Raw genomic sequence first — 15,158 nt, forward strand, 5'->3', positions numbered from 1 at the left:
AGACGGACGGCTGATGGCCGGAGCGCGTCGCGTGCGGCGACGGTCAGTCGGTGGACGGCGATAATCACCAGCGGGTCGGTCGAGCGACTCGGTATCGAGGCGGGCGACGGAGGTGGACGCGTCGTGAGGCGACCGAAGTGATGATCGAGAAGTAGGCCTCACGGCAGACCGGCGTCCGACACCGAGTCGAAATCGAGACAGGTCAGGCCGAATTTCAAATCGCGTCGAGGAGAGTCTTCACTGCTCGCGGTGTTCGCCAGGAGAAATCCGCTCTCCCCGATTTGAACGGGGGGCAAGCCGATCTACAGTCGGCTGCTCTACCAGGCTGAGCTAAGAGCGGTCCATCTACTCGTAGCGCCGTGGCAAGACTTAAGAATTACTCATTGGTCGTCGCGGGCCGTCAGAAATCGCTCGGTCGCACGGTCCACGCGCGCCTGCGCGGCGTCGAGTTCGGGAATCGTCTTCGCGTTGTACGCGCGCTTCGAACAGTCGACGTGGTCGGGGACGATTCGGTGGGCCGCCATCGACGCCTCGGCGATGGCGTTCTGTTCGTCCGCGGCGTCCCACTCGGGCATCGCGAGGCGCGAGACGGTGGACTTCGACAGACTCGACTTCCCGCCGGAGGAGATGTCGCGGAGGCAACGCTGGTACGGCGCGGAGTTCAGGAGGCCGCAGAGGTAGTGCGCCTCACGTTCGTCGTCGGTGCCGACGAACATGCAGTGGTCGCCGGGGACGACCGGTTTCTCGCCGAGGAGGGGGTCCTCGACGGTGGAGACGACGGCGAAGTGCGGCTTGAAGCCGAGGCGGCACCAGACCACTTTGTAGTCGGCCCACGTGTAGGGGCCGAGACCGAACAGCGAGTAGAACGGCCCGTCGTCGAACCACGACGACCCGCGCGCTTCGAGGCGTTCGCGGTTCGATTCGAGGTAGGCGTACGTGTTCGGCGTCTCCCGGCGGACGGCGTCGGCGTTGTCCTCGCCCGCCAGTCGTTGCGGGACGAGGTGTCTGTCGTGACCGAACAGGCCGTACTTCACCACGTGCTTGGACTTCAGGTAGGGGTAGACGTGGTCCGGTTCGATGCCGTGCGCCTCGATGGTCTCCCGGTCGAGTGCGTACACGGCCTTCGCGTCGTCCTTCACGCCGTGGCGGATGCGGTAGTCTGCCGGGCCGAGGGCGCGGCGTTCGGCGTCCGCGCGGACCCACGGCGACGCCTCCGCGGAGGGGTCGGCGGGGATCAGCGCCGTCTCCTCGACGGCGAGCGTTCGGCGCATCGCGGCCAGAGAGTCGAAAGCGGGCGTCTCGCCCTCGCGGGCCCACCTCGTCGTCGGGATGTTGCCGCCTTCACTCGCGTCCGCCGCGGCGCCCACGTCCAGTCGGTAGAGGGCGGTGCCGGCGGCGACTTCGCGGCCGAACGGTGACAACGACCCGAAGTCGTGGACGCGGCGCATCGACAGCGGTCGGTCCCCGACCCGGCGACGACGGAGGAGTTCGCCCGCCGGGCCGGTCGTCAGGTCGCGCTTGAGGACGAACGCCGCGCGGCCGCCGTCGCGGAGCAACTCGTGGACGCAGGTCCACGCGAACGGCAGCGACAGGTCGTCGTTCGCGTAGCCGAGACGGGCGTCGCGCCCGCGACGGGTGAACAGGTCGAGGTCCGGGTCCGCCATCGGGCCGTCGCGCCAGCGGTCTTTCACCCGCGGCGTCAGCGAGTCCCACGTCAACCACGGCGGGTTCCCGAGGAGGACGTCGGCGCGGACGCGTCGAGTGGCGGGTCGGACGCCGTCGTCGTCACCGCGTCCGCGAGGACGACTCGCGGGGTGAACGACGCGACGGCGTCCCGACGCAGGAGCGGTCTGACTGCGAGGACGAGCGCGAGACGGGAGGCGCGGACCGCGACGGGGTTCACGTCGAACCCGCGGACCGACCGCGCGATTCGGTCCGCGGCGTCCGACGCAGTCGCGGCGTCGAGAGCGTCGACGTCGGGAGCGTCGGGGTGGTCGTCGACGAACGCGTCGAGTTTCGCCCGCGCCGCCGCGGCGAGGAACGCGCCCGCGCCGCACCCGGGGTCGAGGACGACTCGGTCGCGGAAGTCGTCGTCGCGCGCACCGTCGTCCCCGGAGTCGTCGTCGCGGACGCTCTCGACGGCGAGTTCGGCGAGGCCGGTCGGCGTGTCGTAGCGGCCGAAGACGCGCCGGACGAGGCGCGAGACGGTCCGGCGGTGGAGCGTCGCCACGGCCGCCGGCGGCGCGGTCCGGACGAACGCGGCGGCGAGTTCGGCCAGCGTCTCCCGCGTCTCCGCGGGCAGGTCGTCGGCCACCGTCGCGTGGACGGCGCCGAAGCCGGCGGCGAAGGATTCCGGCGCGTCGAATCGGGCGTCGAGAGGCTCCGACGCGTCGGAGTCGGCCGGTTCGACGGCGACCGAGAACGAGCGTTCGGCGGCCGCGAGGTGCGTCGAGAGGAGGAAGTCGAGCGAGAGCGACTGGACGAACGCCTCGCGGGCGACGGCGTCGGCGTCGCCGGGGAGCGAGTCGTCTGCGTCGTCCGCGAGGCGGTCGAACACCGCGCCGTGGTGGTCGCCGACGAACGCGCGCCACGCCCCGTACGTCGCGGCGACGGGCGTTCCCCCGTCGTCCGCGGCCCCAGTGTCGGCCGAACCGAGTCGGTGACGGAGGGCGTCCCGGTACCGGTCGAGGACCGCCTCGTAGCGGGCGAGTCGGTCGTCGCCGAGGCTAGCGTCGGCGGGCCGTGGTGCGGAGTTCATCGTGCGAGTGGCGGCGCGCGGACGCGTGGACGCCGCCGTCTGGACCCGACGAGGGACGGTCGACAGTTAATGGTACCCGTCCGCGGGCGGGAAAAAGGCGGTCCGGGGCGGGGGCGGATCCGTCGCCTCAGGTCGTCAGGTCGCTCTCGGTGACGCGGACGCCCTTCTCGGCGAGGTGGCGCATCTGTCGCTGGGCGAAGTCCTCCTCGCTGGTGCCGCGGGTGGCGAGGACGTAGACGAGGGCGCCGCCGGCGGGGCGCATCGTCCGCCCGGCGCGTTGGGCCCCCTGTCGGCGCGACCCGCCGAGACCGGAGGCGACGACGGCGAGTTCGGCGTTCGGCAGGTCGATACCCTCGTCGCCGACGCGCGAGATGACGAGCGTGCGGCGTTCGCCGTCGCGGAACTGCCGGAACAGGCGTTCGCGATGGCGGTGGCGCATCTCGCCGCTGACGAACGGCACGTCGAGGGCCTCGGCCATCGCCTCGCCCTGGTCGAGGTAGTCGACGAAGACCAGCGCCTTCGACTCCGGGTGCTGGCGGAGCAGTCGGCGCGTCTCCGCTATCTTCTGCGGGTTCATCGACGCGAGTTGGTGGCGCTCCCGCCCGTCGGCGCTGGCCCACTCGTTGCGGGCGGTGTCGTCGGCCCACGGCACGTACCGAATCTCGACTTCGGGCTCCTGCACGTAGCCCGCCTCGAACAGTTTCGACCAGTCGGTGCCGATGGGCGGGCCGATGAGCGTGAATATCTCCCGCTCCTTGTCGTCCTCGCGGATGGGGGTGGCCGAGAGGCCGAGTCGGTGCTTGGCCTGCAGGTCGGCGCTCCGGCGGTAGATGCGAGACGGGACGTGGTGGACCTCGTCGTAGACGATGAGTCCCCACTCCCGGTCGTCGAACAGCGAGCGGTGGCGGTCCATCCCGGCAGTCTGGTAGGTGGCGATGGTGACCGGCCGCACCCGTTTCTCCCCGCCGTGGTACTCGCCGATCTGGTCTTCCGTCAGAGAGGTGTGTCGCAGAATCTCCTCGCGCCACTGCGCGGCGAGTTCGCGCGAGGGGACGAGGACGAGCGTCTCGCCGCCGACGGCCGCGAGGACGCCGATTCCCGTCACCGTCTTGCCGGCGCCGGGCGGTCCGACGAGGACGCCCGCCTTCTGGTCGATGAAGCGGTCGACCCAGTCCCGCTGGTAGTCGCGGAGTTCGACGCGGAGTTCGACGTCGAGGGGCGCGCCGGATTCGAGGTCACGGTCGTCTTTCACCGGGTAACCGGCCTCGTAGAGGATGCGCTTGATGTGGGCCTCTTTCCCGTCCCGGACCCAGCTCTCGGTGTCCGAGATGGGCGCGACGAGGTGTTCCTCGTCGAGTTTCTGCCGGGCGACGTTGCCCATCAGGCTCTCTGAGGCGCCCTCCAACACGACGTAGTCGTCCTCGTGGGTGTAGAGTCGGAACTGGTTCGCGCGCTTCCACTGGTTCTCCACCCACGTCTCCAGATGCGGCGACCGGCGCGGGAGCACCGACCGCATCATCGACAGGAGGGCGTCGAGGTCCTCGAACGGCGCCTGCCACACGTCTTCCTGCCGTATCTTGTAGAGGTAGCCCCGCGTGCCCGCGTTCCGGTCGCCCGTCGAGTCCACGAGGTGGGCGAACTGCGCGAGGCGAGCGCGAGTGTACTGCGTCGGCTGGTCGACGACGATTTCGCGGCGTTCGGGGAACAGGACGATTCGCTCGCGGTCGGCGAGTCGGCCCCACTCGCTCGGGTAGTAGACCACCGGGTCCGTCGAGACGTCGACTCGCTGGAGGGGGCCGTCGGCGGCGAGGGCGTCCAGCGCCTCGGAGGCAGTCGCCTGCGAGAGGCCGAGTCGCCGGGCCGCCTGCTGGGCGGTCACCACCGGCCGCCCCTCGGCTTCGAGGGCGCCGTAGAAGTCGGCGACGGTGACGTCCTCGACGGCGACGGTGGCCGGCGTCCCGGACGCGTCGACGGCGGTGGTCGGCGTCTCGTCTTCCGCCGTCTCCGTCGACACCGCCTCGTCCATCGACACCGCCTCGTCCGTCGACGCCGCCTCGTCCGTCGACGCCGCCTCGTCCGTCGACACCGTCTCGTCCTCCGTCGTCGGTTCGCCCGACTCGTACTTCGGCGGAGCGTCGTTCGACGGGGCGTCGGACGGTCCGTCGCCGTCTCCGGCGTCGTCTTCCGTCATCGTCTCCACTCAGGAGACCGGCGGTGAAACGGCTTGCGCTGTCGGCCGTCGAAGCGTCTCGCGGAGTCTCGGCCGTCCGCGACGCGTCCGTGGTGTCCGCGACGCGTCCGCGAACCGCGTCGGCGACTGCGGGGCACGTCGCGCGAGGGGACGGCTCACCCCATCGTGCTGTACCGGGTCGGAGACATCCGTTCGTACACGCGTCGGACCTCGTCGGTCACGTCGATGAACGAGGGGTACTCCTCCAGCGTTCGGATTGCGTCGAGGTAGACGTAGTCGACGGGTTCGTCGGCAATCTCCTCGAACACCTGTCGGGGTCCCGACTCGCCGACGGCGACGAACGGCCGACCCTCCGGGTCAATCTGCGGCGTCGTTCCGTGGTGGCGATACACCGTCGCCATGGCGAGTGCGCTTGCGAGGGGGACCTGACCGGGCGTCAACTGCCACGTCACGTCTCTGTCGTCGTACTCGACGGTCGAGACGTAGCCGTCGTCGAAGCGGAAACACCGGACCGTCTCGCCGTCGCGTCGCCACCGCGTCTCCGTTCGTCGCGGCCGGTCGAGTTCCCATCCCCGTTCGTCTGTCGGTGCGGCGTCGGTCGAACGCACGGCGTGAGTGACCCACCGGAACGGCGCGGCGCACCACGACCCAAGTCGCCGAACGCCGCGCCCTGCCCGGTGGAGCACCGAGGGCGTCATCACCGGAACTACGGTGGCTGGCCTTATCGAACTGACGGATGGAGCGGGGAAGATTCGGAGGCGGCTTTTTGTCCCAGTCGAACGTGTAGTAAGTCGACATGGGATACGTTGTCAAGATGCCGAAGCTCGGGATGGACATGGATCAGGGAACGGTCGTCGAGTGGTTCGTCGAGGAGGGCGGCGAGGTGACGGACGGCGAGGTGGTGGCCGAAATCGAATCGGAGAAGACGACGGGTGAGGTGCGCGTCCGACAGGACGGCGTTCTCCACCACCGACTCCTCGCGGAGGGAGAGGGTACGGGCCCCGGCGGCGCCGTCGCCATCGTCGGCGACGCCGACGAGGACGTGTCGGACCTCCTCGCGGAGGCGACGGGCGGCGCGGCGGCGGCCGAGGCGGACGAGTCCGCAGGCGAGGCGACGAGTGGCGAGGAGACGACAGCGTCGGCGGCGGCCGCGGGCGATACGACCGGCGAGTCCGGCGGCGGCGCGACGGCCGACGCCGGCGGTGCGACGAGCGACTCCGTGAAGGCGACGCCGCGGGCGAAGCAGCGAGCCGACGAGTTGGGCGTCGACCTCTCGTCCGTCGACGGCACCGGGCCACAGGGTGCCGTCTCCGCCGACGACGTCGAGGCCGCCGCTGAGAGCGGGGGCGCGGCGGAAGCGACCGCCGCCGACGCGGACGGCGAAACCGCGGCGACCGGTGCGGCGGCCGAGGCGGAGAGCGGACGCGCCGAACACGTGTTCGCGCCGCCGCGCGTCCGGCGTCTCGCCCGCGAACTCGACGTCGACATCGCCGCCGTCGAAGGTACCGGCGGCGACGGACAGGTGACCGAGGCGGACGTGCGGGCGTTCGCGGAGGGGGCGGGCGGCGACCGCCGAAGCCGGGCGAGCGACGGCCAGACGGCCGCCGAGCGCGTCGGCACCCGCGACGAGGAGCGACCGATGAAGGGGATGCGGCGCACCATCGCGTCGCGCCTCGGCGAGAGTTACCGCGAGTCCGTCCACGTGACGGTCCACCGAACGGCCGACGCGGAGGCGTTGCTCGCGGCGGCCGACGCCGCCGACGAGGGGTTGGCGCCGAAGATTTCGGTGACCGACGTGCTGTTGCTCGCCCTCTCGGCGACGCTGGACGAACACCCGGCGTCAACGCGACGTACGAGGACGAGGTCCACCGCCTCCACGCCGAGCAGAACGTCTGCATCGCGGTGGACGTCGAGGAGGGACTCGTCGCACCCGTCGTCCGCGGCGTGTCGACGCTCTCGCTGTCCGAGTTGGCCGAGAAGCGTAGCGAGGTGACCCAGCGCGCCCTCTCCGGGGAGTTCACGATGGACGACCTCTCGGGGGGGACGTTCACCGTCTCGAACCTCGGCGTCCTCGGCGTCGAGTCGTTCGACCCGGTAATCAACCCGCCGCAGGTGGCGATTCTCGGCGTCGACACTATCGCGGAGGAAGTCGTCCCCGTCGGCGACGGCGACGTCGGCGTCAGGAAGCGAATCGGATTCGACCTCTCGTTCGACCACCGCATCGTGGACGGTGCCGACGCGGCGCGGTTCCTCGGTTCACTGGTCGAACACGTCGAGAACCCGTGGCCGCTCGTCGTCGCCGCCGGCGGGCGCTGAGAGCGGTCGACCACTCACTCTTCGAGATAAGTGGCTTCCCACGTCTTGCGAGCGTCCAAGTCGCGGCGGCCTCTCGCCGTCACGGTGTAGACGTTCGTTCGACGGTCCCGTTTGCCCTTGTCGACCAGCCCTTTCTCGACCAGGGTGTCGAGGTTCGGATACAGACGACCGTGGTGTATCTCCGTCTCGTAGTAGTCCTCCAGTTCGTCCTTCACCGCCAGTCCGTGAGGCTCGTCGAGACCGGAGACGACGATGAGGAGGTCGCGTTGGAACGCGGTCAGGTCGTGCATCACTCTCCGTGTTCGCTCCCGGCGCATAGTTACTGTCCGAATAGTGAGACGTATCGAACCGATACCGTCCCGTAAGCGTCGGTTGAACCCGCTCGCGGTTCGCGCGGGCGACTGCGTCGACTCGGTAACGACTGTGCCGAGTCGGGGGCGGCGCGCGCCGGCGACTCGCGAGCAATCGCGGCGATGCTCGCTCCGCCGGGGTCGGGCGGTCACCGACGCGGTCGTGCGTTCGACTTTGTCGGGCGCGCTACGGGTGCGTCTCGTCCGGTTCGGGCATCGATTCGAGGTTCGTCGCCGTCTCGAAGACGACGCCGTTCAGTTCGTCGGCCGTGTCGAAGTACCAGTACGGCACCTCGCCGTAGACGCCGCTCTGGACGACGGGCATGCCCGCGTCTTCGAACTTCTCGACGACCGCTTCGGTGTCCTCGAAGGCGAAGCAGGCGACGTGGTGGAGGCCCTCGCCGTGTTCGTCGAGGTGTTCGGTGTAGAGGCTCGGTCCCTCCAGCGGTTCGATGAGTTCGATCATCGTCTCGCCCGCGTACGCGAGCGCGAGAATCATCGAGTAGTCGTGCGACTCGCCGCGGAACGTCGTGTCCGTCAGCGTCGGCGGTTCGAACCGGAAGACGTCCCACGGTCCGAGTCCGAGTATCCCGCCGAAGCGCTCCATCCCGTCTTCGATGTCCTCGACGACGAAGGCGACTTGGCTGACTTCGGGTATCTCCACGTCCAGGTCAGGCACGTTCGGAGCCATACCGGTGCTACGACGTACACGACGATATATCATGATAGATGATAGACAGACAGTCTCCGTCGCTGAAGAGTGCGCGCGAGAGCGGAGGTGGAGGTGGTCGCGCGCGGGCAGGGTGCCGACCCGTCGGGAGCGACTGCGCGCTCAGGGCCGACTGAAGAAGCCGTCGCGCGCCGCGCGTTCGTAGACGGCGTCCACGTCGACGACCACGGGGCCGTCGGGGACGGGTCGCACGTCGATGGTGGCCTCCCTGACTTCGAGTTCGCGTTCCCCGTCCACGGAGACGACGCCCTGTGGAAGTTCGAACGTCGTCGTCTCGTCGTCGTCGAGGCGGTCCCACGCGCGGACGCCGAGGCGTTCGACCACGCCGGGAACGGTGATGGCCCGGACCGTCTGCTCGCAGTCGTCCGGCGGACCGAGACGGAAGCCGACGCCGCCCGACTCCTCCGGCGGGTGGAGCGAGAGACCGCCCGCGATGCCCGAGAGGCCGATTTCCGTCGGCGAGGCTCGCGAGACGACGCCGCCGACGACGCGACTGGCGTCGAGGATGGCCCGCGTCCCGACGAACTGCTGGTCGAGGACGCCGAGGGTCGCGAGGCCGCGGATGGTGCGTTCGCCGTTCGCCGTGTCCGCGACGGCCTCGACCATCCCGTGGCGGTACGTCGTCTCCGCGCGCGAGACGCCGCCCGTGGCGACGAGTGCGGCCGCGCCGCCGGCGACGGTGCCGTCGATGGCGTTCGGGAACACGTTGTTCGTGCCCGTGGAGACGCTGACGACGGGGACGTCCTCGATGGTGTGCGCCACGTCGCGGTTGGTGCCGTCGCGCCGAGGACGACGACGCGTCGGCCGCCGTCGCGAACGCCGCGGCCGCACGCCGGGTGTCGCCGCCGTCGCCGGCGACGGACATGTCGAGGAGGCCGACGTCGAGTTCGGCCGGCGACTGGTCCACGATTCGCTGTCCGAGGTTTCCCCGGTCCGGCATCACCAGCACCTCGACGTCGGGTTCGAGCGAGAGTCCGGCGAGGACGCACTCGGCGGTCCGTCGCTTCTCGTAGTCGTCGCTCACGCTGGCACCGCCGGTGAGGCGGCGGATGTCCCGCCCCGCCGCCGGGTTGACGACGAGGCCGACAGTGGCCGTCACTCAGATCACGCGGTCGATGGCTGCGCGCACGTCCCCGGCGTGCGGGAGCACCTCCTCTTCGAGGACGGGGCTGAACGGGATGTGCGTGTCGGCGACGCCGACGCGCTGAATCGGCGCGTCGAGGCTGAAGAACGCCTTCTCCTGTATCCGCGCGACCACCTCGGCGTGAGTGCCGTACGAGAGCGGACTCTCGTCGGCGACGACGAGTCGGCCCGTCTTCTCGACGCTCTCGACGAGCGTGTCGGTGTCCATCGGGTACATCGACTGCAGGTCGATGACCTCCAGACTGGTCTCGCCCGCGAGTTCCTCCGCGAGGTCGAGCGATTCGCCGACCATGCGCTGGGTCGCGACGACGGTCACGTCGTCGCCCTCGCGTTCGACGCTCGCCTGCCCGAGGGGGATGGTGTAGTCGTCGTCGACCGGCACCTCGCCCTCCTGTTCGTACACCGCCTTGTTCTCGAAGAAGAACACCGGGTCGTTCGACCGGATGGCGGACTTGAGCAGGCCCTTCGCGGCCCGCGGCGTGCCCGGCGCGACGGCCATGATGCCCGGGAGGTGGGCGAACCAGGTGTGTAGCGTTCCCGAGTGCTGACTGGCCGCGCCCATCCCGCCGCCCTCGGTGGTGCGAACGGTGACGGGCATCTCGGTCTTCCCGCCGAACATGTAGCGGTTCTTCGCCATCTGGTTGAGTACCTGTTCGGCGCAGACGCCGAGGAAGTCCGAGAACATTATCTCGACGACCGGGCGACTGCCCGTGGCGGCCGCACCGACGGCCGCACCCATGAATCCGGCCTCGCTGATGGGCGTGTCGCGGACCCGTTCCTCGCCGAAGTCCTCGACGAGGTCACCCGTCACGTCGAAGACGCCGCCGAACAGACCCACGTCTTCGCCCATGACGAACACGTCCTCGTCGCGGTTCATCTCTTCGCGGAGGGCCTGTCTGATGGCCTCCCGCATCGTCATCGTCTCCGTCTCCGGTACGCCGCCGCCTGACTGGCTCTCGGTACTCATCGTGGTTCACCTCCGTCGGCCCGCATCTGGGCCGCAAAGTCCGATATCTCGGGGACGTTCGCGCCGAACATGTCCTCGTACGCTTCGCTCGGGTCGGGGTAGTCCGCGTCCTTCGCGCTGTTCGCCGCGTCGTCTATCTCCGCGCTGACCTCCTCTCGCAGGTCCTCGAACTCCTCTTGCGTGAGCGTTCCCGCCTCGACGAGGCGGTCCTTGAACGTCTCGATGGCGTCTCGGTCCTTCCAAATCTGGACGTCCTCCTCGCTGCGGTACGGCTGGTGGTCGCCCTCGAAGTGCCCCTCGTAGCGGTACGTGTCCGCCTCGATGAGCGTCGGGCCGCCGCCGTCCGCCGCACGAGAGCGCGCCTCCTCGACGGCCTCGTACACCGCCGTCACGTCCATCCCGTCGACCGTGAACCCCGGGATGTCGTAGCTTCTGCCGTCGCCGACAGGTGTTCGACGTTGTGCTGTTTCTCCATCGGTGTCCCCTCGCCGAACTGGTTGTTCTCGATGACGAACACCGCCGGGAGGTTCCACGTCGCCGCGAGGTTGATGGCCTCGTGGACCTGCCCCTGCGCGACGCGCCGTCGCCGAAGAACGCGAGCGCGACCCTGTCCTCGTCCTTGTAGTCGGCCGTCAACGCCGCACCGGTCGCCAGTGGCGGTCCCGCGCCGACGATGCCGTTCGCGCCGAGCATCCCGGCGTCCACGTCGGCGATGTGCATCGAGCCACCCTTACCGTTGCAGTAGCCGTCTCGCTTGCCGTACAACTCGGCCATCATCTGGTAGGGGTCCAGCCCCTTGGCGATGCAGTGGCCGTGACCGCGGTGGGTGCTCGTGATGTAGTCGTCCTGTTCGAGTGCCGACACCGCACCGACGCGACGGCCTCTTCGCCGATATAGAGGTGGACGAACCCCGGTAGCTCCCCATCCGCGAACAGTTCACCCGCTTTCGTGTCGAACTCACGTATCGTGAGCATCCGCCGGAGGATCTCCAGTTGACCCTCTTCGGATTCGATATCTATCGTTACCATACGATGTAGAGGTTATCCACCGAATATAATAATCGTTTATGTATATTATTGGTTTCTGACGTGGATTGGGAAAACACAATTCGACAAACCGTGAGAAATGTTTCCGATACCGGAGAAAGTACCCCTCCGGTGAATGTGCGGAGAGGGACGACGGAGCACCGACGCGTGTAGGGAGGGGCGGACACCGGGTTTCCGGTGAACGAGGCGGTGCCGTCGAGGGGGGAGGACGTCGCCGACGCCGACTGGAAATCGAGGTTGGGTGCGGAAGAACTGACGGTGGTCGTCCCGTGTCGGGGGTAGCGAGACGCACACCGGATTTCCGGTGAAATACGTTCCGGTTCCCCCCGTTCGGGGGCGTCGATGGTGACGGTATCGAGGGGACGAGTGTGCCGCAGAGACACACCGGGTTTCCGGTGAGATTTCGCAATCGGCACGTGTGTGCGAGGAGAGGGACGCACACCGGGTTTCCGGTGAATCGGGAAGCGAGCATCCGTCGGCGAGTGACCTCCCCGGTTCTGCGAAGGAACGACCGTGCTGTACCTACGACGAGAGTGCGCCGTACCTACGACGAGAGTACGTCGTACCCACGAGGAAGGCACGTTAGATCCACGACGGGAATGTGCTGCTCCCCATCGAATACATCGCCGGGCGGACACCCAGTTTCCGGTGAACTCGGTCGAAAACGCCACGTAGAATGCTTTTGCCTCGAGACCTTTCGCCCCCGTGTGAACGTCGTCCACACCGGGTTTCCGGTGAAAGAGCATCGCTCGTAGCTCGTCGTCGGTCCCTACCGTTCCCCGCACTGCCGACGGCGTGTTCCGGCGTACGCTCCCTGTCCTCCTTCGAACAATCGCGCGAGAGTATCGGATAGTGGACTCGATGTATAACAACTATTAAATAGTTGTTTAGTGTAACGTCCATTGATACACTCGCGAGCGAGTTATCGTTCGTCACTCGAACGTGCTGCAACGGAAACGGGCCTTTTCTGACGGATGGAGATGGAACGCGTCGAGAGTGCGGCGTCGTCCCGTCGTCGGTGCGGACGCACCGCTCCCTCTGTACCGATACTCCCGCCCTCCGTTCGTCGATGCATCGGCTTCCTCCGTGTCGACGCACGTCTTCTGTGCCGGTGCGCGTCCTCTATGCCGATGCCCCTGCCCTCCGGGTGTCGACTCGTGGCGTCCTTTACCGCTCTCGAGGCAGTTCGCCCCGGCTTGTGAGCCGAACACACCGGGTTTCCGGTGAATCGATACCTCCGTTTCAGCTGCACCAAACCCCCCGTCGACACCCCGTTCACCGGAAACGTGGTGTGTGTGTCGCGCGCCGAGATGGCAAACCATTTCACCGGAAACACGGTGTCCTGTAGTATGCCGAACACCAGCGACGACCTCTTCACTCGGGAGGACCCCATCTTCGCCAACAAGGAACTCCTCGAAATCAACCACCTGCCGGGGGAGGGTCGTATCGTGGGCCGCGACGACGAGATTTCCGACCTCGCGGCGGCGGTGAACCCCGCCATCTTCGGACAGAGTCCGAGCAACGTCCTCATCTACGGCAAGACGGGGACGGGAAAGTCCCTCTGCGCGAAGTACGTCTCCCAACGCCTCGTCGAGACGGCGGGCGAGGAGGACGTGAAGGCGACGTTCGCGTACGTGGACTGCGCGCAGGACACGACCGAGACGCAGGCGGTCCAGACTATCGCCGACAGCGTCAACCGATCCGAGGTAACCGGCATCAAGGTACCCGACAAGGGACTCAGTACCTCCACGTACTACAAGCGACTCTGGCGCATCCTCGACGCGCAGTACGACGTGGTCCTCATCATCCTCGACGAGATTGACAAACTGAGCGACGACGACATCCTCATGCAACTGTCGCGGGCGGGCGAGGCGGGAAAGATCGCCCAGTGTAAACTGGGCGTCATCGGCATCAGCAACAAGATTCAGTACAAAGATCGGATGGACGAACGGGTCAAATCGAGTCTCTGCGAACGCGAGTTCGTCTTCCCGCCGTACGACGCGAACCAACTCCGCGACATCATGGACGCCCGCAGCGACGCCTTCCGCGACGGCGTGTTGGACTCTTCGACGATTCCGCGGGCCGCCGCCCTCGCCGCCCGCGAACACGGGGACGCCCGGAAGGCCATCGACATCCTCCGGTACGCGGGCGAAATCGCCCAATCGACCGCCGCCTCGACGGTGCGCGAGGAGTTCGTCACGCAGGCGCGCGAACGCGCGGAGACCGACCGATTCCGCGAACTCATCCGCGGTTCGACGCCGCACTCGCGGTACGTCCTCCAAGCACTCGCGATGCTGTCGCTCTCGAACGAACGACAGGACGGCTTCCGGACGAGTCGCGTCTACGAGGTGTACGAGAACATCTGCACCGGTCAGGGGTCGGACAGCCTCTCGCTCAGACGGGTCCGAGACTTACTGAAGGAACACGCCTTCCTCGACATCATCGAACAGTCGAAACACAGTGGCGGCAGCGCCGAAGGGAGTTACACGAAGCATCAGTTGTTGGAGGACCCGCAGGTCGTCCGTGACGTCCTCACAGAAAACGTCGGTACGTGAGGCGCCGAAGAGTACGAGGCACGGGCACTCTCCGGCGCGAAACTCACTATCTGCGGCGGTGGCGGGCCGAAGCACTGCACGTCTCCCGGTGGGTCGTCTCGACGTGACAGCATCTGGTAGTTCGCGAGATACGACTTATATCTTATCACGCCGAAAGTGACTGAAACAATCACGCGTGAGCGACCCGGTCACTCGGTGGCCCTGTCGTCCGCGACGCCGGTCGGCACGTCACCGCCCTCCTGCGTCGCCGTGAAGGGACGCGTCGATTCGCGGCACCGCCGGAACGTCCGCTCCGCCCACGCGACGAACTCGTCGTCGGTGCCGTCGACGCTCGCGAGAATCGTCCCCTGACTGTCGTAGGCGGCCAGATAGGCGTGACCGTCGATGATCATGAGGCCGAAGTCCAGTTTCGCAGGGGCGACGAACAGTCTGAACTGGTCGAGTTCGAACGCGCGTTCGAGGTCGTCGGGGTACTCCGAGGCCGACGTCTCCAGGACGGCTTCGTCGACGACGAGTTCGACGCTCGACTCCGGACCGATGACCCGCGCGGCCGCCTCGTTGAAGATGCGGCTGACGATGGGCGTTATTCCACGGAACCGCTCGACGTGTTCCTCCCCGGCGACCGTCAGAAATCGGTTGATGGGGGCGTGCGGGTTGTCCGCCGTCGCCTCCGCGGCGTGGAGTCGGTCGAGGACGACCGGGTCGAGGTCGACGGCGACGTCGCCGAGGTTCGAGAGGAGCACCGAGAGTCGGTCGGCGACGGCGACGGTCGCCTCGAACTCGTCGTAGCTCTCCGCGACGACGTCGCCCGCGGCGGTGAGTGCGTACCGTCCGTCGTCCGTCAGTTTCTCGACCCAACCCCTGTCGGCGAACGCCGTCACGGTCCGTTGTGCAGTCTCGCGCGCGCACGAACATTCCGCGGCGAGTTCGGAGGGTCGGTACGGCTGGTCCCGGAAGGGGCCTCTGAGGACGGCAACTCGGCTCTCCGACCCGACGAGAAAGGCGATCTCCCCGCGTGCACTCATGCAGGTATCCTTGTTCGGCCGACGGCATCACCCTTTGGTACCTTCGGGTGCTCGACGACCGGTCAGTCGAGCGACCG

Annotated in this window: 9 protein-coding genes, 1 tRNA gene and 3 pseudogenes; 2 read left to right on the forward strand and 11 right to left on the reverse strand. The window is 67.8% G+C overall.

The annotated features are described in order from the left end of the window. Positions 1-266: 266 nt before the first annotated feature. The 5 genes from GJ632_RS10740 to GJ632_RS10755 all read right to left on the reverse strand — a co-directional run bounded on the left by GJ632_RS10740 (position 267) and on the right by GJ632_RS10755 (position 5,647). Positions 267-340: transfer RNA gene (locus GJ632_RS10740), tRNA-Tyr, on the reverse strand. Positions 341-380: 40 nt separating this feature from the next. Then, on the reverse strand, positions 381-1,718 hold the full coding sequence (locus tag GJ632_RS23595) for a hypothetical protein (protein ID WP_231751487.1): 1,338 nt from the start codon (positions 1,716-1,718) through the stop codon (positions 381-383). Continuing rightward, positions 1,715-2,758, reverse strand: coding sequence for a hypothetical protein (locus GJ632_RS23600; protein ID WP_231751488.1), 1,044 nt, complete (start codon positions 2,756-2,758; stop codon positions 1,715-1,717). The genes GJ632_RS23595 and GJ632_RS23600 overlap by 4 nt, the downstream gene beginning before the upstream one ends. 127 nt (positions 2,759-2,885) lie before the next feature. Further along, on the reverse strand, positions 2,886-4,949 hold the full coding sequence (locus GJ632_RS10750) for a DEAD/DEAH box helicase family protein (protein ID WP_394351796.1): 2,064 nt from the start codon (positions 4,947-4,949) through the stop codon (positions 2,886-2,888). A 155-nt stretch (positions 4,950-5,104) separates the two neighbouring features. Continuing rightward, positions 5,105-5,647 (reverse strand): hypothetical protein, encoded by a 543-nt coding sequence (locus GJ632_RS10755; RefSeq protein ID WP_191452910.1) that lies wholly within the window; start codon positions 5,645-5,647, stop codon positions 5,105-5,107. Positions 5,648-5,745: 98 nt separating this feature from the next. On the opposite strand from GJ632_RS10755, the pseudogene GJ632_RS10760 reads away from it, so the two are divergent. Further along, positions 5,746-7,265, forward strand: a pseudogene (locus GJ632_RS10760) (dihydrolipoamide acetyltransferase family protein). Between the two features lie 14 nt (positions 7,266-7,279). Here GJ632_RS10760 and GJ632_RS10765 read toward each other — a convergent pair. From GJ632_RS10765 to GJ632_RS25900, 5 genes and pseudogenes are all read right to left on the reverse strand, one after another. Beyond that, the gene (locus tag GJ632_RS10765) at positions 7,280-7,555 is read right to left on the reverse strand and encodes a helix-turn-helix transcriptional regulator (protein WP_089810885.1); all 276 of its coding nucleotides are present in this window, start codon (positions 7,553-7,555) and stop codon (positions 7,280-7,282) included. A gap of 247 nt (positions 7,556-7,802) precedes the next feature. After that, a complete protein-coding gene (locus GJ632_RS10770) occupies positions 7,803-8,306 on the reverse strand; it encodes a VOC family protein (protein WP_089810887.1) in 504 nt (167 codons plus the stop codon). 141 nt (positions 8,307-8,447) lie between these two features. Further along, positions 8,448-9,444, reverse strand: a pseudogene (locus tag GJ632_RS10775) (NAD(+)/NADH kinase). Further along, positions 9,445-10,455, reverse strand: coding sequence for an alpha-ketoacid dehydrogenase subunit beta (locus GJ632_RS10780; RefSeq protein ID WP_191452911.1), 1,011 nt, complete (start codon positions 10,453-10,455; stop codon positions 9,445-9,447). It lies immediately after the preceding pseudogene. Further along, positions 10,452-11,483, reverse strand: a pseudogene (locus tag GJ632_RS25900) (thiamine pyrophosphate-dependent dehydrogenase E1 component subunit alpha). Before GJ632_RS25900 ends, GJ632_RS10780 begins: the two are co-directional and overlap by 4 nt. A gap of 1,367 nt (positions 11,484-12,850) precedes the next feature. On the opposite strand from GJ632_RS25900, the gene GJ632_RS10790 reads away from it, so the two are divergent. After that, on the forward strand, positions 12,851-14,056 hold the full coding sequence (locus GJ632_RS10790) for a Cdc6/Cdc18 family protein (protein WP_089810900.1): 1,206 nt from the start codon (positions 12,851-12,853) through the stop codon (positions 14,054-14,056). Positions 14,057-14,244: 188 nt separating this feature from the next. Here GJ632_RS10790 and GJ632_RS10795 read toward each other — a convergent pair whose 3' ends face one another. Beyond that, positions 14,245-15,081 carry a winged helix-turn-helix domain-containing protein gene (locus tag GJ632_RS10795; protein WP_231751490.1) on the reverse strand — a complete coding sequence of 279 codons (837 nt, stop codon included), beginning with the start codon at positions 15,079-15,081 and terminating at the stop codon, positions 14,245-14,247. Positions 15,082-15,158 lie beyond the last annotated feature (77 nt).

The sequence above is a fragment of the Halogeometricum sp. CBA1124 genome (genome assembly GCF_009741955.1).
Taxonomy (GTDB): Archaea; Halobacteriota; Halobacteria; order Halobacteriales; family Haloferacaceae; genus Halogeometricum; species Halogeometricum rufum.